The sequence below is a fragment of the Pseudoalteromonas sp. NEC-BIFX-2020_002 genome (assembly GCF_013002825.1).
Lineage (GTDB): Bacteria > Pseudomonadota > Gammaproteobacteria > Enterobacterales > Alteromonadaceae > Pseudoalteromonas > Pseudoalteromonas neustonica.
In genome coordinates this window covers 25,248-46,279 of sequence record NZ_JABEPJ010000004.1, presented here as the reverse complement: position 1 = coordinate 46,279, position 21,032 = coordinate 25,248, and the positions used below count along the sequence as shown (strand labels likewise).

Sequence of the window (21,032 nt, the reverse complement as noted above, 5' to 3'; positions counted from 1 at the left end):
TATTAATTGCGCCCTCTCCAGCCACTCCATACATCATCTATATCATCGGTTTTATTTTTTTTCTTTTTCTTACCTGTGCCTTCAGGTTTTGCCATTGGCTTATCATTTTTAAGCGCCTGTGCTGCATCAAGGTTGGCTTGGTTTACGGCAAAGCCTGTAACCTCTTCGCGCTCTAAACGTAGCTTGTTTTTCTTCTCGATGATTCTAAAGTGATGAAAGTCTTCATAATCAATTAGTGATAACGCTAAACCTACTTCACCAGCACGGCCACTTCGGCCAATACGGTGCATGTAATCAGCGGGGCTGCGTGGTAGGTTAAAGTTTATTACCACTGGCAGCTTTTCAATATCTAAACCACGGGCGGCAATATCGGTTGCAATCAGTACTTCAATTTCGCCATTTTTAAACTTTTCGATTACCCGAGAACGCTCGCTTTGGCCTTTATCACCATGGAATACTTGCGCATTCACGCCGCGCTTTTCAAGTTTGCTGGCTAAGTGCTCACAATCTTTTTTGGCGTTCACAAAAATCAGCGCTTGGCGCCATTTGTGAGTTTTAATTAAATGCGCTAAAACCGTGGTTTTTTCGCCTTTGTTAACACTAAACACGCGCTGTACAAGTGTGCTCTCTTCTTTGTTTTGTACTTGTATTTCAACTGGATTATTTAGCAGCTCTTGCGTTAATTGTGTTACTTGCTCAGGAAAGGTCGCTGAGAACAACATAGTTTGCTTTTTAACTGGCATTAATGCCAATAGCTCAGCAAGTTCTTCGGTAAAGCCAAGGCTTAGCATACGGTCGGCTTCATCAAGCACAAGGGTATTTAATTTATCGAGCTTAATCGCATTGCTTGAGATTAAATCGAGCAAGCGACCTGGTGTTGCCACAATAATATCAGCGCCACCACGAAGTGCCTGCATTTGGGTATTAACCGACACACCACCAAACACCGCCACCGTTTTAATCGCGCCATTAAAATTTGCAGAATACGACTTAACACTATCGGCCACTTGCGTAGCAAGCTCACGAGTCGGCACTAAAATAAGCCCTGTTACAAAGTTACCCTTACTTGCAGTACTTTTAGCGCCCTGCTCTAGGAAAGCTTTTTGCAACATAGGTAATGCAAACGTTGCTGTTTTACCTGAGCCGGTATTCGCCCCAGCAATTAAGTCACTTCCCGCCAAGATACTTGGAATTGCTTTTGCCTGAATCGACGTAGGTTGCGTGTATTCAAGATCAGACAATCGAGCAATTAGCTCTGGAATAAGGCCAAGTTCGTTGAAATTACTAGGGTTTGCGGCTGAGGTCATAAAAAGTGCGGCTCATTACTAAAAATAGCCTGCAATTTTAGCGTATTTATTGCCCGTTAAGTAGGGATAAGTGATTTTAATGTGTTTTAGGTAATGGCACGTGTGGTGGTGTGCGCTACGAATACCGCGAAAATTAATCTATTCATGCGCAGGCTTAACTAAGCCTGCGTTTTTATCAATGGGGTATCTTGGCTTTTTAAGAACTCAACGGCCTTAGCTTGATATTCTTTAATAAAAGATTCTGAGGTTAATTTTTCTACCGTTGATAAAGCAGACTGCGCATATCCAACAACTTTACTAAAAGAGCGAGGGTGCTCTTTTCGCATTTGTTGTGCTTCCTTAACACCAAGTTCAAAAAATGCTGTTATATCGATTTTATCACTTGAAGAAAAACCTCTGTTCTGGAAGTTGATCCCTTCAAGAGAGCCCTTTACATCCATAACATCCCCCCAAAATGCTCCTCTGAGGCTTTCTGTGTTACCGCTTGCTCTTTGTGTATCCGACTCAAGTTTTCTCACCGCATCGACTATCCCTTTGAATTCATTGATCGACATATTACTAAAGTCAAAGCCTTCAGGATTAAGCAGCGCACTATAGGGTGAGCTTTTTTGTGCTCCTCCGGTAAATGCAGCAATCGCTTCTGCTTCTGGTTCTACCTCTTTTTTAGCATCTGCCACTTGCTGCTGAGGAGCTATCGGCGCTTTGGGTTGATTTGTAGTAGTCAGACTTACCGCTTGATGAATATTAAAATTAATAGTCATAAAAGTTCCTTTTTTAGTTGTTCTGCATTCAAGTATTTCTGTATCGGCTGACTTACTTATTAGTTTAGGACCTACTTTAGGTAATTCATTAAAACGTGACATTTCAGCGCCCCTTTTTCAGGAACAAAATATTACTGTAACATTCTCTTCGGCATGCAAAGTGTCACTATCTATATTGGAAATTATCTAAAACTCAAAGGACTAAGATGAAACTTACACATTTACTCAACGCTATTATCCTCACTGCTTTAACCGCGACTAGCACTTTAGCTATGGCTACAGTAGAAAGTGAATTAACAAAACGAGCCGAGGCAGTGGCAAAAGCCGAAGGTATAACAATGGCTGAATTACTTGATCGCTCTGAATTGGGTGAGCTGGATGTCAACCAAAGAGCCGCTGAGTTAAATCCACAATGGGCGAGTTCACGCTGTGAAACATATAAATACACCAAATATGCCAGCGTTAAGATAGATGAAGAAGCTACACTAGCGCGATTTTCAAGTTTTGGAGGTGGATGTAACTCATTCTTTTTCACTATCGAAAAAAATTACGATGGTCATGATATGGAGCTCGTTTTATATCGTGACAATCGAATTATTGACTCTGGCACCCATATTGGCCAATATTTAAGTAGTGGTAGTTATATACTAAAACTCAGAAATAATGGTGGCGGTAATGGTACGCGTGGTGGTGTGCGCTACGAATACCGCGAAAATTAATCTATTCATGCGCAGGCTTAACTAAGCCTGCGTTATTAACGCATTTATTGCCCGTTAAGTAGGGATTAGTGATTTTATTGATGCGTTAAAGGGGCATCAATGGCTTGAAATTGATATAACTGGAATTCACTCATAGCAAAAATCACAAAAAATAATAATGCATCGAGGCTAGCGAAAAAGGCTTTTTAAGGCAAATAAACTACTCTCATATACCTGAATAAGTTCGACATCTTGTTATTATTGTTCTGCTAATTGCTACTATTACTTTTTGTTGATGGCGCGCAAAGCGGCGATACTGTCTTGTAGCCCTTGATCTTCTTTTAAAGCACGACGCTTTATTTCATAGTTTTCGTAAGCCTGTCTAGCTTTAATATCTGCCTGTTGTTTCGAAATATGACCCCTACCTTGCAATACATCTCGATCATTAAACTCAAGAAAACTATCGAGTTTTTCATCCCAATCATTTAAAAATACTTGCTTACGACGTAGTGCTTGATCTTCAGCAAAATCGAGCCACATAGTAACAATTCGATTTAACTCGCTCACTTCTTCTTGGGTCAAATAATTTTTAGCTATGGTCACATCGCCTTTACGTACTTCATCACCTTTAAAAACGGTTAATCCTGCATTAGGTTTATCGGCATCTACGCGTGTAACAATAAGCTCAGCTGCGGTCATACCGGTTGTGGCATAGTGTAATTTGTTTTGAATACTTTGAAAAAAATGTGTTGTTTCTTTATTGCTGGGCTCGTAATCTGCGGCCATCGCAAATATTTCACGCACCCGTAAATACACTCTACGTTCACTGGTGCGAATATCACGAATGCGTTCGAGCATTTCATCAAAATAGTCTGGCACTAAGGAGTTATCAACGGCTGGGTTCTTTAACCTTTCATCGTCCATTGCAAACCCCTTAATAAGGTACTCTTGCAAGGTTTGCGTGGCCCAGCGTCTAAATTGATTACCTCTATTTGACCTAACTCGGTAACCAATGGCAATAATCATAGCAAGGTTATAGTGCAGCTTGTTGCGCTCCACAGATCGACCGCCTTCCATTTGAACTTGTAAGTAATGCTTACAAGTTAAATTTTGTTCAAGTTCGCCTTCATCAAAAATGGCTTTAATATGCTGAGTAATAGCCTGAGGTGTTACTTGATACAGCTCTGAAATTGAAGCTTGTGTTAACCACAAAGTATCTGATTCAAAACGGCACTCAACCCTTGCTTTACCATCTTCAGAGGTGAAAAAAAGAAACTCACCATTCGGCGCTTTTTCATCCGATATTAATTCAGTCATTTTTTATCCGTTATGTTCAAATAAATAATCAAATTACGCACTCTTATTTTCTTCAACCACTGCATTAGCGTTTACTTTGCGGATAACACCAAACAGTTCTACTACCTTATCTTCATCAAAGAAACCGTAGGCACTCTCGCCGTGTTGATCGGTAAAGGGTGGTTCAAATATTTGTGCCATATCTAGCACGCCGTTATCTACCAAATAATTAATAACTTGGTTAACAAATTGAATTTGCTCTGTGTTGTAAACTCCTTCATCTAAAAATTCGCTAAAGGCTTCTTTTGCAGCATTCAAATCAAGGCCAACTAATTCACGTATAAACGCCCCTAAAGGCTTTTCATTAAGGATTTTTTCACGATAGGCATCAACGTCTGCCATGCCACTTGCATCAAGTAAAAGACCGTCCAGCACATCTAAATCAGCTTGAGTGATCGCTTTGTTGCGTTTAAGTTTTTGAATGGTCAATTGGTCTTGGTGATCTTGAATATACAGCTCGATTTTTTTACGGTACTGCGCTAAATCAACCGTTGGGCTTGCATAAACGGCGGTTACATCGTGTACGCCTTGCACTTCGTCTTCAAAATTGGTGTAAACCACTTCTTTTTTGTCTTTGTCGAGGGCAAACATTAAGTTGCGTAAACGTCTTCTTACCTCTTCTAAAATCACTAAATTTATATCTTGCCAAAACTCTATGGTTTGAATGTCTTGAATAAGCTCAAGGTGTGCCTGTATCGCCGGAATATTACTAGCCTTTCCTTCTAGCATTTGGGCAAACTCCATCACGCGAATACGGTTTTGATCGGGTATCCTACCTTTTTCAAGCAGCGCCAATTGCATGGTCAAAATAATATTGTCAAACCGATTAGATAAGTTATTAAGTTGCTCATCGGCATTAAAAGGCTCAGCTTCTGTCGGCAAACTAGATATATGGCTTTCTATTTCAGTAAACTTACTATCGTCGATATTATTCCAGTGGTCACGCTCTAAAAACGGCTCAACTGATTGACGCTTTGGCCTAACAATAAAGTTATCTAAGTTCATGCCAACAACTAAATGATGCAGCATATCCAGTTGATAATTATTTAAGTCACTCAGGCGCTCACAATATTCAGGTTGCTCAGCCTGAAATTTCTCATCTTGTAAGCAATGATTTAACAGCGTGCTTAGCTTCACCCGTTTTTCAAAAACTTGCTGGCTCACAGGCGTTGAACCACCTACCGGTACGCCTTTAGGGTTTGCACCAAAATATTCAAAGTTTTGGCAATAATCAAACACTTTAAAAGTGGTTTTATGATTCTCTTTTTCAGGGCCTGGGCCGAATAAGTTTTCACACAAACGTGTGCCACGGCCAATCATTTGGGTAAATTTAACTTTAGAGCGTATCACTTTAAAAAATACAAGATTAACCACTTCCGGCACATCAATACCGGTGTCTAGCATATCTACCGAAATCGCAATACGGCACGTTGGGTTTTTAGGGTCAAAGTCTTTGCGCTCGTTTTCATCACCACTAAACTCGTCAATTAAACTTTGCGCATACGTTTCTTTAAAGGTAATAACACGGGCTAGTTTTCCTGCCCATTTTTGATAACTCCGGTTAAACATTTTTTCTAAAAATAGTGCGTGGTCGTTATTGGCCGCAAAAATGATCGTTTTACCTATTACATCACCACCTTCAACATGAATACCGCCATCTTTATCTTTACTCATTAACTGAGCAAACATTTTTTCGGCGGTATCTTCGTTAAATAAAAACTTATTTACTTCTGACGGTAGTACTTCGTCTCTGTCTTCAAGTTCGGCTTTGTCTTCCCATTCTTTTTGTTCTTGGGCCGACAGCTCTTTGTATTTAATGCCTTCGCGAATAAACTTGGTTGCTACCGATATTTTAGTGGGCGGTACAAGGTATTTTTCAGCGTAAGCACTGGCGTCTTCATAGGCGTAGGTAGGCATGCCTTTATTTAAATCGAAAATGCCATAGGTGTCTTTTTCTACTTCGTCTTTTGGTGTGGCGGTAAGCCCTACAAGGTAGCCATCAAAATATTCAAATATTTGGCGGTATTTAGCGTAAACCGAGCGATGCGCTTCATCTACAATAATAAGATCAAAATGGCCAACACCAAAAGGGCGTTCATCTGCGGCTCTATCAAGTAAGTTTTTCATGGTTGGGTAGGTTGAAAAATACAGCCTACTGTTAATGTTGTCTTTGCTTTGGCTTGAATCTAAAACGGAGCAACTAATACGCGGCAACAACTTAACAAAGTTCTTTTTTGCTTGGGTGAGTAGCGCGTTACGATCAGCCAAAAATAAAACGTTTTTAATCCAGTCATGCTTTAGTAATAAGTCCACTAAACTGATCACGGTACGGGTTTTGCCTGTACCCGTTGCCATTACCAATAAGGCTTTGCGCTGATGCTCATTTTCAAAGTCATCTAAAATATGGGTAATGGCGGCTTTTTGATAATAGCGGTTGGTAATGTCGTTACTAATTTCAGCCGTAAAGCTCTTTTTTTGCCCTACGCTTTCACTCGCACTAAAAAAAGAGGCTCTGTCATGCCTGCGTTTTATTAACAGCTCAAGCTCTGCTTTGCTATAAAACCCTTGTACAGGCCTTGGGATATAACCGCCATGTACGGCTTGCTCACTCGATTGAAAATCATCCCAAAGGCGTGTTTCATAACCATTGGTGTAAAAAATAATAGGGCGAACACCGCACTGTTTTTCCAAACAATCGGCATAGAGCTTGGCTTGTTGTTGGCCGTTTTCAGGGTTTAGGGTGGTTTTTTTTGCCTCTACCACAGCGAGCGCCGTGCCATCGTCGCCCCATAATACGTAATCAACAAAGCCATTACTTTTTGGGTTAGCTTTTGAAATGGGCATACCGCTTACTGGGTATTCTCTATCGCGCTTGTTTTTAAGCTGCCAGCCTGCTTCAAGTAATAGGCCATCAATTAAATAATTACGGGTTTCTACTTCATTGTAGTTATGCGGGTCAGCTTGCTCATTGGCGGCTTGTTTGGCTTGTTCAATTTGCGCTAATAGTGCTTGGTTAGCGGCTTTAAGTTGTTCGTTTTCTTTAAGCGTTGCTAAGTATTCTTCCCGCTTAACTTTATCGTTCTCGGCAAGCTGTTGCTCTAACTCTTTAACTCGCTTAATGCTACTAACCGCTTTGGTGACTAAAGTAGAATCAATGGCTACTTTTTGCGGGATTATCGCTTCATCAAACGGTTGTACCACAAATTTATCGCGTTCAAGGTTTGGCGTATACGTACGAATAAACCAATACAACACATGGTGTAATTCTTTAACGGCTTGTAGTGCATCACGTTGTGGCAAACTGGTTTTGCTGTGTACCGCTTCGTTACCTACTTTAATAATCAGTTTAAGCTTTGGGAATAAGTTACTGGTGAGGTTTTCTTTAAACCCTTTGTCATGGATCAGCGACATTAAGGTCACATCATGGCGCGGGCGGGTTAGCCAGTTATCAATGTCAAATACGGTTTCAACCATTAACTCCAAGGCATTACGGGCGTAGAAACCTGCGATACGTGGATCGGTTTTAATGTTGCTTTCCGCATTTTTGGCACGCGTTTTAATCTCGGCACAACGGCTAGAAAACAGATCACCGCCGTTAATGGCACTATCCATAAACGCAAAGTTGCTACTGCCTTGAGTATTTTTTGAATCAACCGTATCTGACATTGAATTTCCTTTTTAGATCACAGCTTTTCAGGTAAAAGATACCATTCGTTATAGGTTTAGCTCGCCTTTAAAGGCTTTTTGCATGAGGGAATTAAACAGACTATCCAGCTCATTGATGTATTCTTTTTGTTCTTTTCGTTGCTGACGTAATACCTTCAAAGCAACAAGGTAGTTTTTTTGCAATTCTTCTGTAGGAATTGGAACTTGAATTGAGTGCAGAATCTTCTTATTCAAATTCGGCATTGTAGCCCCCAAAGACTGCTCTTCTAGCCAAGTTTTCATCGAGCTACAAGACATCACAGAATTTAAGAACACGGGCTGAACTAACGGAGAAGTTATACGAATATACAAACTACCAGTGCCACAGAACCAACCTTGGGAGCGTTCATCAATCAATGCAGTTCTCCCCATCTCACCGCGCCGCCCCATGACAATGTCACCAGCCTTAAGGTGATAGTTAGGTAATGTTTCAAACTTTTCTGGTGTTAGAGTCAAATTCATATCAGGTATGATTTGACCTTTAACAATATGAGTAGGATTGATCAGCGGAATTCCATCAGCAATATAATCTTCTTTATGAAGCTGCGAACCAAATGGACCTATTTGTACTTTAGCAAGGCAATCGAGAGATGCCGTTTCCCACCCCTTAGGATTGGTGATCGGATCACCAAACATCTCAATAAACACCGACTGGGCGAGGCTGTTTAGCTCTTGCTCCAAAAGCTTACAGTCTTTACGCAGTTGGTCAGCTTTTTCTAATACCGCCGCGATTTTCTTTTGGATGTCGAGTGGGGGAAGTGGGATTTTTAATCCCCTGAGAACTTTAAGTGAAACAAATTTCTGAGTACCGCCCTTGCTCTCCTTACCAATTTGTCGTGTTACAAAGTCACTGTTTAATACATAAAAAAGATATTTATTAGAAATTAAGGACTCTTCTTTAAACTTAAAAATAGCTACATTTTTAACGCTAAAATCACGCTCTTTTTTCACAATGACAGGGTTACCTACAGTACCAATCATTCCATACAGAATATCACCGTCAGCAACCGCACTTCTCTTTTCAATGGCGTCATAATCTGCTTTTGAAATAAAACTTATTTTTTCAAAACTCAGTCCATTTTCAGTAAGGTTTTTTGACGTAATTAAAGGGTAACCTCTTTCAATATATTTAGGTGATTCGTGAGTGCCGTCTCTGACATCACAAATATCACCCAATACAGGATAGCCCCAACCAATCACTGCATTTAAACTCACAACAACTTCTCCAATTCAGCCACACTCTTAACCATTTTATTCTGCAAGGTTTTAATTCGTTTAAGAATGTCCTTTGGTGCATCGTAGTGTACTTCGTCATACATCACCTCTTTGTAGCGGCTTATGCTTAGGTCATACGCACTTTCTTGAGTGAGCACATATTCCGCACCGTCATCACCCACACGGGTTGAGTAGTTTGTTTCTTTATACTCTTTTGGCTTTTTACCTGCTTTTACGGCTATAACTGCGGCTTCTTTTGCTGCTTGCTCATCCTTAACACGAAGATCAATCAGTTTTTCCCACACTTCATCGGCTTTTATGTCAGCTAATGACACCATAAAGCTTTGCTCACTCTTTTTACGCGTGTATTCAGAACTTGCAGTATTTGGGGTATTGTCGGCATTGGTTAAGGTTTTAAAACGGCTGATAATATCGGCAATATTGCTTTGCTCGTGGGTGGGTATTTCCCCGTCTTTAACGAGCTTAGCGCGTTTATCATCAAGTGAAAAACCATCGGCTTGCATGTCATAAAACCATACATTGTCGGTGCCGCCGCTATTGGTTTTAGTGAAGATTAAAATAGCGGTACTTACCCCTGCATAAGGTTTAAATACACCCGATGGCAGTGAAATAACCGCCTCTAACTTTTGCTCGTTAATGATTTTTTCACGAATCGACTTATGCGCTTTGGTTGAGCCAAACAATACGCCGTCTGGCACTATAACCGCCGCACGGCCACCCACTTTAAGCATACGTAAAATAAGCGCTAAAAATAGCAGCTCTGATTTTTCAGTAGGACCTTTGGTTTTAACTTCAACTTGAGTCTCAACGCCGTTTTCATCAATTTCTGTTTTAAATTTAGGGGCGGTTTTTTTAACTATCGGGTTTTTACCTAAAGCGCGCAGTAAATCGGGTGCGACTATGTCAAAGTCGACTGCGCCTTTAAACGGCGGGTTGGCTAATATTAAGCTGTACGCTTCTGAAATATTGGCATCGCCTTGGTCTTGCAAGCTATCACGGTAATGCACGCTGGGGTTTTCAATACCGTGTAATAACATGTTCATCGCACCAATGCGAAGCATGTGTTTGTCAAAATCAAAACCGCTGAACATGTCGTTGTTAAAGTGTTTACGGTTGGCTGGTTTATTAATCTCTTTTGAATGATGCTTTTCTACGTATTCAATCGCGGCCATTAAAAAGCCACAAGTGCCTGATGACGGGTCGCAAATGGTGTCGCCCACTTGAGGCTGCATTAACTCAACCATCATTTCAATGATGTTACGTGGGGTACGGAACTGCCCGTTAACACCCGATTGTTGCAACTTGCTTAACAGGTATTCGTATAAGTCGCCTTTGGTATCTTTGTCGTCCATATTAATGGCACTTAACAGTTGTACCACTTGGTCGAGTAATTTGGCCGACGGGATCATGAAAATAGCGTCTTTCATGTGCTCGGCAAAGCTGCCTTCGTTTTGTAAGGCTTTAATTTTGGGGAATACTTGGTTTTGCACGATATCCATCATGATATCGGGATCTTTATCTTTAAAGTTATTCCAACGCAGTGTTTGCTCATCGGCTGCAAACGTTGGGTTCTTTAGTGGTAACTTTGTTGCTTGACTGCGGCGCTCTGCGGTACGTTGTAATTCGTCTAAACGGCGAATAAACAGCAGGTAGGATATTTGCTCGATAACAGAGATTGGGTTGGCGACACCGCCAGTCCAAAACATTTCCCAAACTTGGTCGACTTGATTACGAATTTTACCTGTTAGCATGGAGAGTCTCTTTAATAATAGCTAGCAAATCACTGGGCTAACATAAACTTATGATAATTAGGTTTATATTACTGCATAGCCAGCGCTTAAACACTTATTTTTTTAAGAGGATTTTTGACTGTTTTTTAAACTGCCATTTCAACGGCTTGAGGTAGAACTTATATTCGAGGATTTCAGACTCATTTACATTAATTACGGTAATTTTAGAGGTAAATATATCGGCTTTTCTTATTTGGGAGGAATGGTCTTTTATGATTGGGGCTTGTTGTAACCAATCAAACGTTATTGTATTGCGACAGCACATATCGTTTTACCCGCAAGCTACTAAAAAGTAACCAATTTAGCTAAGTTATATGGTTGAACAACGCATGTAATCTTTAATGAGCGCTACGTAGCACTTCAGTAACTATAATGGCGAAGTGTATACATTTTATAAAAAATTATACATAAGCTAGATTATGTGCATAGTTTTTCTGTTTATTTATACATTTCCTTTGCTGATTTTTCATTACTCACTGAAAATAAACAATTGATAAATCATTAATAAATAAAACCGTTCATGAGTGTGCGGCAACGATTTAATATTGAAGCGTATAACGTGAAGCATGGAGATAAACATTCGCGGCTAAAGCTCGCTCCTACGCATACCTGGGAGTGATCACTAAAATCAATGCGACAAAACCATAAATTGAGCTCAATAAAAAAGCGCACTAAGCGCTTTTTTGATATTAATAAAAATTATAACCTATTGATTTTACTCAACAGTAACCGATTTAGCTAGGTTGCGTGGTTGGTCTACGTCAGTGCCTTTAATTACTGCTACGTAGTACGACAGCAACTGTAGTGGGATTGTATATACCACAGGGGCAATCACGTCATCTACGTGGTTTACGTTGATAACACGCATTGTATCGTCTGATGCGAAGGCTGAGTCTTTATCAGCGAATACATAGATAATACCGCCGCGAGCACGTACTTCTTCTACGTTTGATTTAAGCTTTTCAAGCAATTCGTTGTTTGGTGCTACAACAATAATAGGCATGTCGGCATCAATTAGTGCTAATGGGCCGTGCTTAAGCTCGCCGGCTGCGTATGCTTCAGCGTGAATGTATGAGATCTCTTTAAGTTTAAGCGCGCCTTCCATTGCAATTGGGTATTGTGAACCACGGCCTAAAAACAGTGAGTGGTGCTTGTCGGCAAACTCTTCAGCTAAGTCTGCAATGCCATCAGCGAGTAATAATGCTTCTTCTAATTTGTTTGGTAAGGCTTTAATCGCGTTCACAATAGTGCTTTGATCCAAGCCTTTTTCTTGCGCTATAGATGCAGTAAGCATTAACAAACCAACAAGCTGTGTAGTAAATGCTTTAGTAGAGGCTACGCCAATTTCAGCGCCCGCTTTGGTCATAAAGGCGAGATCTGATTCACGTACAAGTGATGAGCCCGGTACGTTACAAATGGTCATTGAAGCCATGTAACCTTGCTGTTTAGCTAAACGAAGTGCCGCTAGCGTATCGGCTGTTTCACCTGATTGTGAAATTGTCACTAGTAGGCTATTTTCATGCACGAAAGACTCACGATAGCGGAACTCAGAGGCAATCTCTACATTACAGCTTACGCCTGCAAATTGCTCAAGCCAGTAGCGGGCAACCATACCTGAATGATAAGACGTACCACAGGCAATAATTTGTACGTGTTTAACGTCTTTAAAAATTTGCTGTGCGCTGTCGCCAAAGGCATCAATGGCAACGCGGTCGTCGTTTAAGCGCCCTTCTAGTGTATTACGTACAGCAAGTGGCTGTTCGTAAATTTCTTTAAGCATGTAGTGACGGTATTCACCTTTGCCTGACGCATCTTGGGTGATGTTTGACTCAATCACTTCACGTTCAACGGCGTTGCCGTCTACATCAAAAATTTCCACGGTGTCACGCGTAATACGCGCTACATCGCCTTCTTCAAGGTAAATAAAGCTGCGTGTTACTGGTAATAATGCTAACTGGTCAGAGGCAATAAAGTTTTCGCCAAGGCCTAAGCCTATTACAAGTGGGCTGCCTGAACGCGCTACGATAATTTCGTTATCGTTGGCTTTATCAAATACCACTGTACCAAATGCGCCATCAAACTGTTTTACAGCGGCTTGAACTGCTGCAAGCAAGGTTGTGTGTTGCTGGCGAAGTTGATGAATTAAGTGCACCATTACTTCTGTGTCGGTGTCTGATAAAAACTCGTAACCGTCGCCTTTAAGCGCTTCACGCAAGCTTGCGTGGTTTTCAATAATACCGTTATGTACTAAGGCAATTTCGCTATTTGAAATGTGCGGATGCGCATTTGCTTCAGTCACGCTGCCGTGAGTAGCCCAACGTGTATGCGCGATGCCGGTAGTGCCTTTAACGCCCGCTTCATTAAGTGCGTTTTCAAGGTTTACTACTTTACCAACCGCTTTTACGGTATTTAGCGTATTGCCGTTTAAAAGTGCCACGCCAGCTGAGTCGTACCCGCGGTACTCTAGACGTTTTAAACCTTCAACTAAAATTTTATTTACTGGGCGTTCTGCAACTGCCCCAACGATTCCACACATAGTATTCTCCATTTTTGCACGTTACCCAATGTATTCACCTTGGGTTGTATGTGTTGTTAAATATTAAATGCCCATAATTGGTGTTGTCGGCCTATTATGAGCTGAAATTATTACCTTTTCAGGTCAATTTACCTCAGCGCAGATCAACTGCACGCCACATGCTTCAATTGCTTGGCGAGTATCAAGCGCCAAGTTGCTATCGGTAATTAAAGTTGTAACGCGTTGCCAAGGTAGTTCTAAATTAGGAATTCGACGACCTATTTTTTCAGACTCAACTAGCACGATTACCTCTCGAGCCGCCTCAGCCATTACTTGGCTAAGCCCTACTAACTCGTTAAAGGTGGTAGTGCCTCTTTCAACATCGATGCCATCGGCACCAATAAAAAGCTGATCAAAATCATACGAGCGCAAAACGTTTTCAGCTACTTGCCCCTGAAAGGATTCTGAATGAGGGTCCCAGGTGCCACCGGTCATCAAAAGTGTTGGTTCATTTTCTAAAGAAAGCAAACGGTTAGCTACGTTTATTGCATTGGTCATCACCACTAAACCACGTTTTTTAGCAAGTTCAGGGATCATCGCTGCTGTAGTACGGCCGCTATCTATAATAATGCGGTTGTGATCTTTTATAAGGTTACTAGCCGCTTGTGCAATTGCCATTTTGCGAAGTGAATCGCTTTTCTCATCGCTATTTGCAACTATCTCTTGAGGTAGTGCAATTGCACCACCGTAGCGGCGTAATAATAGTCCACTTTTTTCAAGCGCTGTTAGGTCTTTACGAATCGTTACTTCAGAGGTTTGAAATTGTTCAGCCAATGCTTCAACAGCAACTTCTCCTAGCTCATTTACTTGGCTAAGTATTGTATGGCGACGTTGCTGAGTGTTTCGTTTGGTCATAAAGTAATTTATTAAGTTTCGTTTCGAAAGTTACAAGATTTTAAACGAAACTAATAAAATGGCAAGGTGTAGATCAAAAAAAGCGCAAAATGCGCTTTTAATTGGTCAGGGAAATTCTATTGAGGATTTAGCAATTCTCCACTCAAAATACATTTAACAATGGCATGCTGTCGGTTTGTACTGTTTGTCTTTCTAATACAATTTGTTAAATGGAAATCAACGGTTCTTTGGCTAATGCTGAGTATTTGACTGATCTCCCAAGAAGTCTTTCCAATAGAAGCCCAACGAATACATTCTTTTTCACGTCGCGTAATTTTTACAGCCTCAAGACTTGTTGAGCGTCGGTAAGCTTCAAATATTTCAACTAAAAAAATTCGCCAGTAATCCCCTAGCATTTTCACTTTACGAGGTTCAGTGCCTAAATTTGACAATTCTAACACTAGACAAGCAAATTTATTCTTCTGTAAACCCGTAGGAATTATTAATACCGACTCATAGCTGCCAATTAACTCACTTAGCTGAATTGCTCTTGTTTCATTTAAGCAATAATGAAGCAACCCCTTACAGGAATTAATATCATTTAAAAAAGAATCATCAAATTCACCGAAATAATGAGTATCAAACTTAAATAAATCGGAGAGATCAAAAATAATAAACCCTGCTTGAACATAGCTATAATTATTTTTTATATCTTCAAAAAAACCATTAAAGCCATGTATTGAGTTTATAAGCTCAATTCTTGAATGTAGTTCATTCATATTTATCATATGCAGAACTCGATTTAGACTTATCTTTTTTACAGAGTATAGGAAATACATCACAAGAAGAACTTGGCGAGTCATTACCAATAATTTGAGTGTCAATACCTACATACGAGTCAGCGGGATATATTACTGTTAAGAAAGTAAAAATAGCTGTATAGATAAATGATGTTTTATATATGTTATTCATCGTGGTGTAGCCCCTAATTTATATTGTAGTTATGTAGTTATGTAGTTATGTAGTTATATTGTTGACATTAAATTTGAGCTACACGGTAGATTTTATCAATAACAATGAGATAACTTTTCTATAACTTTACAAAAACAAACTTTAACCTACTGAATATCAATGGAAATAATTTCACTAGTTCTACTACCTAAACTTTCAACGACAATTACACCATTCACTTTGTCCACATAAAACCCTGGTCTAATCACACTAAAATCAAACGTTTTTGACTTTAGGCTAGAAGCATCAACATCATGTAAGTCTATTTCATAGAAGGTCGTATTTATCAAATTATGATTACTCCATAATACTTTACCGTTTATTACAGCCCAATTCGTGTTTGTCTCAGTGGACATGCTTACCGGCATTGGAGTCATCGTTTCTGTATGCTCATCAAAGCGTGATAACCTCCCCGTATTATCACCTAATACATATCCCCCTTCAAATTGGCGAATAAAGCGGTAACCTTTAAAGATAAGGTTTTTATTTTTTTCTTCAATAACATACTCAAATACTTGCCATTCACCATTACTTTTTCGCGTATATAGAATGGATTTTTCATTTAATGAAAGAGTAACATCGCCAATCAACTCATCAGCTTTAGAGAGGTAGGTCAGGCTATTATCAAACGTATTAAGAATTGTTATGCGGTCTTGAAGCTTCAATAACACATATTGTCCAGACTGGAAGGAGCCGAGCAACTCTAGTGGTTTTTCAGTGCTCATTAGTGTTATTTTTTTCGTAACCTTGCTTTTTTCATAAAAAATTAAGGAGCTAACACCTTTCTCTTTTATTACCGTCCAGATTTTGTTACCTAAAGGTTGATAGGCAATAATGCTACTATCTTGCTCAGGTTGTTTCTTTTGAATCATTTCAACATTTTTAAAATCACTTAATGGCAGCTTTTTCTCTATCAGAGTATTGATAATATCATTATCTCTGATAGCTAATAGTGTATTAGGGGTTACTCGTTCTAATGCGATCAGGCCTTTGTTTTTATCGATAATAATATTTGAATGACCTGTTTTAACATTTATTTTAGCTAGTTTTTTATCATCTAATAAAATGATATGCTCATCATCAAGCCAATGAACATCATAGATAGTTGTATTTTGATCATGGTGAAAAAGAGTTCTGCCAGTCTTTAAATCGTGTACTCGAATAGAATTACGCTTACTACCCAAATAAATTCGCAGTACAACCAACTTACCAGAGTCTGGAGAAATATCCGCACGACTATCATGAAATCCTTTTTGAGGAACAGAAGTAATCTCTTCAAGCAAGCCTTTTTCAGAGTTGAATTTATAGATAAGTAATGCACTTTGCTGATCTTTTTGCCCAGAAAAATAAATTACGTCATTTTCATTTTTGTCGATAAACACATCTGTGATAAAATAAAAATCGGCTACTAACGTACCTATTCCATGCGCTTTATTTGTTAGATCTATCTGCTTTAATAAAGCAATACCACCTAAATTATCGGAAAAATACAAGCGCTCCCCATCATTAGAGAAAACCAAACCTGTAGGCAGGGTTGTATTATCTACAAGCACCTCTATAGTCTCTGTTTTCTGGTCTTTTAAATAAATATGATAATTCTTTTCATGACTTAATTTACTAGTGAATGCAATGTATCGACCTTCACTGGAGGCTGCAAAGGCTTTTTTGTCTGAGACGACAGTATTTACCACCCTAGCAGTAACTGAAACTTCATCGACATTGTATTTAAATAAAAGATAAGCTAACGAAAGAAAAAGAATCGCTATTGCAATAAGGTAAAAATAGACCTTAGCTTTTTTAACATTCTTATGCTCTGTTTTTTCTATACTTTCTTGTTTTTCTTCTATAGGGTAAGGAATTGTTGAAACAGGACAAATTAATTTATAGCCGCGCTTAGAAAGAGATTGAAGATATTTAGGATCCTTATGATCGTCATTCAAAACTATGCGTATTTTACTAATAATACGCCGTACAGCTGCATCTGACACACAACGACCTTGCCATAGATTTTCATGTAATTCATCCATTGAAATATACCGCTCATGATGCTCAATAAAATACATCAATACGGCAAAAACTTTTGGCTCTAGTACAATCGATTGCTCGTTTATTTGAAGAGACATTTCCTCAGTGTCCAAACAGTACTCACCAAACTTAATCAACATAACGTTTCGCCACTTACTAACCTTAACAGTCCCTTAACATGCATTATATTAACGTACTGCAACAACAATTACTACAAGGTTTTAAGTTGTTGATTTAAATAAAAGTTTTATTTTAGTTACGTATATATCATCGCTTAATCATTGCAAAAAAAAAACGACCTTATACCCTAAATTTGTAATTCAAACACTATGAGCTAATAAGGTACAAGCAATGCAAAACAACATAAAAAATGAAAAACATGCCATCGCTGCCCGCAGAACAAATGATGGATTAATCGAAATTACAAGCCTTGAATTGCTTGATGCGTTTGTTGGAGGATTCATAAGCCCTGAAGAAGTTTATTGTCACGTGAATGATAATGATGAGAAATCTACAACCACGACAAGCCAAGAAGGCATCAGTTAATGAATACTGCAACTTGTAACTATTACAAACCTAAGTTAAAGCGATTAACTGAAAAAAGAGATCTAATCTCTTTACCGAACCTTGAAGACTGGTGTGAAGAAATGTGCCTTGCGTTTGATAGGAATGTTCTTAATCAAAACTCAAGTACCAACAAAACCCTACATTGGTTGTTTAATGCATATCCCCTTGTTTTAGCTTACCAAGGAAAAACACAAGAAAGCGAATTGTTTTTACACAGAGTAATAGCTTATTGGTCGGATAAATTTTTGCAGGATGAAAATAATCAAAACCTCATAAACTTAATCGATCCCACAATCAACTTATTACGCCTTTATAAGCTGACAAACCAACACTCAGCATTTAAAAAGCTTATGAGTGGAACGGCAATTATCGACAATACGAGCAAAGCAAAGCTAGGGTCTATAAGTGTAAACAAAGAAATATTAGGTGAGAAATGGAATTCATTGTATGTAGCTACACTCGATGAAACTTTAAAATATTACCTCTTAAAATCAAAATATAATGAAGCTCTTAAACTTAAAGAAACGATACCGCAATATTACAGGGGAAAAAATGTATACATAGAAGCTGAAATTGTAGCCCTAATCAGCTTAGAAAAATTTGAAGACGCAATACAACTTTGCTGGCGTCAAATAAATAAAAGTACGTGTATAAAAAGTGGCGTATATAGCTATCGTTTATATGAAGCTTTCAAAGCTATGGGGCTAGAAACTAAAGCTGAAACAGTAATGAAACACTTAATTTCAAATATGGAAAAGACCCCCTTAGATTCTTTGTCTAAACTAAGTTTCTCTTCATGTATTATCGAGGAGAAAAAGTTATCTGTTGAATCTCCACTAGTAAAAAAAACACTGAATCAATATAGAAATATCCAAGATGAATTTAATTACGGGATGACTCTTTGTAATTTGCAATCCAATCACCCAACTAATCACAATAAAGAAAAACTACTTAGAATGTATGAAAAAACCGAATATAAAATATTAAAGAATAGAATTGAAACTTTATTTAACATCAAAAACAAAATAAAACCGACCTCGAACGTTTGGCTACCTAAAATATCAAACTATTTAAATGATTTTATTTTAAAAACCTCGTAGTTATTACAGTTACCTATTTCTTTTTTTTAACTCACACTCACTTTACCCCATTAAGGGGAAACAAAAATTTAAAGGAAAATAAAATGAGCAATAAATTTGAAAATATAGAAAGTGAAGAAATTAAATTAAATGAATTAGGTGAAATTGAACTAAGTGAAGAACTTACAGATGCTGTTGCAGGCGGTTTTTCTCCAGAAGAAGAAGACGAAGAAGGAAATGTGGGCTGCGGTAACACTGTAAATGGCAGTTGTGGTTCTCAACAAGAGCTGTAACTATCACGCAGACTACTTCCCATTAAAGTAGTCTGCGCAATCAAAGCAAAGGGGGTAATATGACAAATTCATCCAATCAGATTAAAGGTTTTGCTAGGCAGCAACTCGTAAATAGCCTTAGCAATAAAAAACTTCAGCTTATCATTTTTCCAACAGAACAATGTAACTTTCGCTGTGTATATTGCTATGAAGATTTTGAAATAGGGAAAATGCCTCGCTGGTTGATTGACGCAACTAAAATATTAATCAGTAATAAAATGCCTAATTTAGAATATTTATCTCTAAGCTGGTTTGGTGGTGAACCCTTATTAGCAAAAGATATACTTTTTGAAATTGCTGAATATAGTCAGTCATTGGCCAAAGAGTATAACTGTAAAGTATCTGGTGATTTAACCACCAACGGCTTTCTCCTAGACATCAAAACATTAACAAAACTTGTTGAGTTAAAACAAAATAGTTTTCAAATTTCTATCGATGGTGATAAAGAATCACATGACACAACACGCTTAACACGTAATGGAAGAGGTAGTTTTGACCGCATCTGGAGTCGACTTTTAGATGCTTCAGCTACAGATCTAGATTTCAATATAACACTACGAATACACATTACAGACTTAAATCATGAAAGTGTATTGAAGTTTTGTAAACGTTTCGATGAAACACTCAAAGGTGATGCTAGATTTAGACTTTTCTTTAAAGAGATATCAAATCTTGGTGGCGATAATCAAGTAGCCATTCAGGATTTGACAGCAAAAAGAACAGCAAAAGAATTAGCAAAAGATTTAACAAACCGCTACTCCAAAAAAAGTAAAAAACTAGATAGTATGGGTCATTATATTTGCTATGCAGGAAAACCTAATTCACTAGGAATTAGAGCCAATGGTAATATCAATAAGTGTACCGTTGCTTTAGATGATGATCGTAATAATATTGGTAAAATTAATCCTGATGGCACACTAACATTGAACAATGAAAAATTTAGTACCTGGATAAAAGGCTTTACGACTCTTGATAGCTGGCAAATGGGTTGCCCGCTAAGCTATATGAATAACAATAGTGTTGTTGGTGACATTGCTATTAAAAAAGTTAGCTAGCTTATGTCTATTGTTAATATGTTTAGAAAAGAAGCCCTTAGAAATCAGTACAAGTCTAGTGATATAGGGAAGTCGCTTATAAAACAGCCTAAAATTATAAATAATTCTATTTCAGCTTTAATCGCAATTTTCGTATTTAGCTTTTTAGTTATTAATGTTCTAACTTTATCAACAAAAAGAAGTCTTGACGCCAAGGTCTCATCTGAACACTATACCCCGCTTATTTATAATGAAGTAGTGGTTATAAATAAGCACTTTGCGATAGATGGTGAGAGCGTTAAAAAAAATCAACAGCTACTTACTATCTCTAAGTTTGATAGTAATAGTAAGTTAGAAAAAGAGGTTATTCGATCTCCTTCCGATGGTTTGTTTTTTCATTCTTTAATCGAAAAAAATATAATACAACCATTTGAACCTCTTGGTTACCTTTTAAGTACCACTTCAGAAAATGAGTTATCTTTTTGGATTTCTAGTAATAAAAATATGAGTATTAATGTAAATGACCATGTTACTTTAATTGTCAGCAATGATGAATTAAAAGGCATAGTTACAATGGTTATTGGTAGTAATAAAAATAATAAAGAACAAAAAATACATTTAAAATTAGAAGCTAACAATTATTCAAAACTGTCACCTAACGCAGATATAAAAATACTACTCACTCAGCAATCAGAAAAAGTCCTTAACTTAATTAAATAGTG

General features: G+C 38.3%; 16 protein-coding genes. 6 read left to right on the top strand and 10 right to left on the bottom strand.

What is annotated here, in order from left to right; translation table 11 throughout:
- Positions 1-2: 2 nt before the first annotated feature.
- Positions 3-1,307, bottom strand: coding sequence for a DEAD/DEAH box helicase (locus HJP15_RS06190; protein WP_170173267.1), 1,305 nt, complete (start codon positions 1,305-1,307; stop codon positions 3-5).
- Between the two features lie 158 nt (positions 1,308-1,465).
- Positions 1,466-2,170 carry a hypothetical protein gene (locus tag HJP15_RS06185; protein ID WP_249365803.1) on the bottom strand — a complete coding sequence of 235 codons (705 nt, stop codon included), beginning with the start codon at positions 2,168-2,170 and terminating at the stop codon, positions 1,466-1,468.
- Positions 2,171-2,274: 104 nt separating this feature from the next.
- Between HJP15_RS06185 and HJP15_RS06180 the strand changes: the two genes are divergently transcribed.
- Positions 2,275-2,787, top strand: coding sequence for a hypothetical protein (locus HJP15_RS06180; protein ID WP_169326684.1), 513 nt, complete (start codon positions 2,275-2,277; stop codon positions 2,785-2,787).
- A 261-nt stretch (positions 2,788-3,048) separates the two neighbouring features.
- Here the strand turns inward: HJP15_RS06180 and HJP15_RS06175 are convergent, their stop codons facing one another.
- From HJP15_RS06175 to HJP15_RS06140, 8 genes are all read right to left on the bottom strand, one after another.
- Positions 3,049-4,083 (bottom strand): virulence RhuM family protein, encoded by a 1,035-nt coding sequence (locus HJP15_RS06175; protein WP_212760641.1) that lies wholly within the window; start codon positions 4,081-4,083, stop codon positions 3,049-3,051.
- A 33-nt stretch (positions 4,084-4,116) separates the two neighbouring features.
- Positions 4,117-7,788, bottom strand: coding sequence for a DEAD/DEAH box helicase family protein (locus tag HJP15_RS06170; protein ID WP_170173266.1), 3,672 nt, complete (start codon positions 7,786-7,788; stop codon positions 4,117-4,119).
- 48 nt (positions 7,789-7,836) lie between these two features.
- Entirely contained in the window at positions 7,837-9,042 is a 1,206-nt protein-coding gene (locus HJP15_RS22295; protein ID WP_170173265.1) for a restriction endonuclease subunit S, read from the bottom strand.
- A complete protein-coding gene (locus HJP15_RS06160; protein WP_170173264.1) occupies positions 9,039-10,814 on the bottom strand; it encodes a type I restriction-modification system subunit M in 1,776 nt (591 codons plus the stop codon). Before HJP15_RS06160 ends, HJP15_RS22295 begins: the two co-directional genes overlap by 4 nt.
- 754 nt (positions 10,815-11,568) lie before the next feature.
- Positions 11,569-13,389: a glutamine--fructose-6-phosphate transaminase (isomerizing) gene (glmS, locus tag HJP15_RS06155; protein ID WP_170173263.1), complete on the bottom strand. Its 1,821-nt coding sequence runs from the start codon at positions 13,387-13,389 to the stop codon at positions 11,569-11,571.
- Between the two features lie 123 nt (positions 13,390-13,512).
- Positions 13,513-14,283 (bottom strand): DeoR/GlpR family DNA-binding transcription regulator, encoded by a 771-nt coding sequence (locus HJP15_RS06150; protein WP_054205815.1) that lies wholly within the window; start codon positions 14,281-14,283, stop codon positions 13,513-13,515.
- Positions 14,284-14,399: 116 nt separating this feature from the next.
- Complete coding sequence (locus tag HJP15_RS06145; protein WP_212760640.1) at positions 14,400-15,041, bottom strand: helix-turn-helix domain-containing protein; 642 nt, start codon at positions 15,039-15,041, stop codon at positions 14,400-14,402.
- 339 nt (positions 15,042-15,380) lie between these two features.
- Entirely contained in the window at positions 15,381-17,438 is a 2,058-nt protein-coding gene (locus HJP15_RS06140) for a winged helix-turn-helix domain-containing protein (RefSeq protein ID WP_170173261.1), read from the bottom strand.
- Between the two features lie 211 nt (positions 17,439-17,649).
- Between HJP15_RS06140 and HJP15_RS06135 the strand changes: the two genes are divergently transcribed.
- The 5 genes from HJP15_RS06135 (at position 17,650) to HJP15_RS06115 (ending at position 21,030) form a co-directional block, all read left to right on the top strand.
- Positions 17,650-17,844, top strand: a complete 195-nt coding sequence (locus tag HJP15_RS06135; RefSeq protein WP_170173260.1) for a hypothetical protein — start codon at positions 17,650-17,652, stop codon at positions 17,842-17,844.
- Entirely contained in the window at positions 17,844-18,965 is a 1,122-nt protein-coding gene (locus HJP15_RS06130; protein WP_170173259.1) for a hypothetical protein, read from the top strand. The genes HJP15_RS06135 and HJP15_RS06130 overlap by 1 nt, the downstream gene beginning before the upstream one ends.
- Before the next feature lie 83 nt (positions 18,966-19,048).
- A complete protein-coding gene (locus tag HJP15_RS06125; protein ID WP_170173258.1) occupies positions 19,049-19,237 on the top strand; it encodes a hypothetical protein in 189 nt (62 codons plus the stop codon).
- A gap of 59 nt (positions 19,238-19,296) precedes the next feature.
- Complete coding sequence (locus HJP15_RS06120) at positions 19,297-20,331, top strand: radical SAM protein (protein WP_170173257.1); 1,035 nt, start codon at positions 19,297-19,299, stop codon at positions 20,329-20,331.
- 3 nt (positions 20,332-20,334) lie between these two features.
- The gene (locus HJP15_RS06115) at positions 20,335-21,030 is read left to right on the top strand and encodes a hypothetical protein (protein ID WP_170173256.1); all 696 of its coding nucleotides are present in this window, start codon (positions 20,335-20,337) and stop codon (positions 21,028-21,030) included.
- The last annotated feature ends 2 nt before the right edge of the window (positions 21,031-21,032 follow it).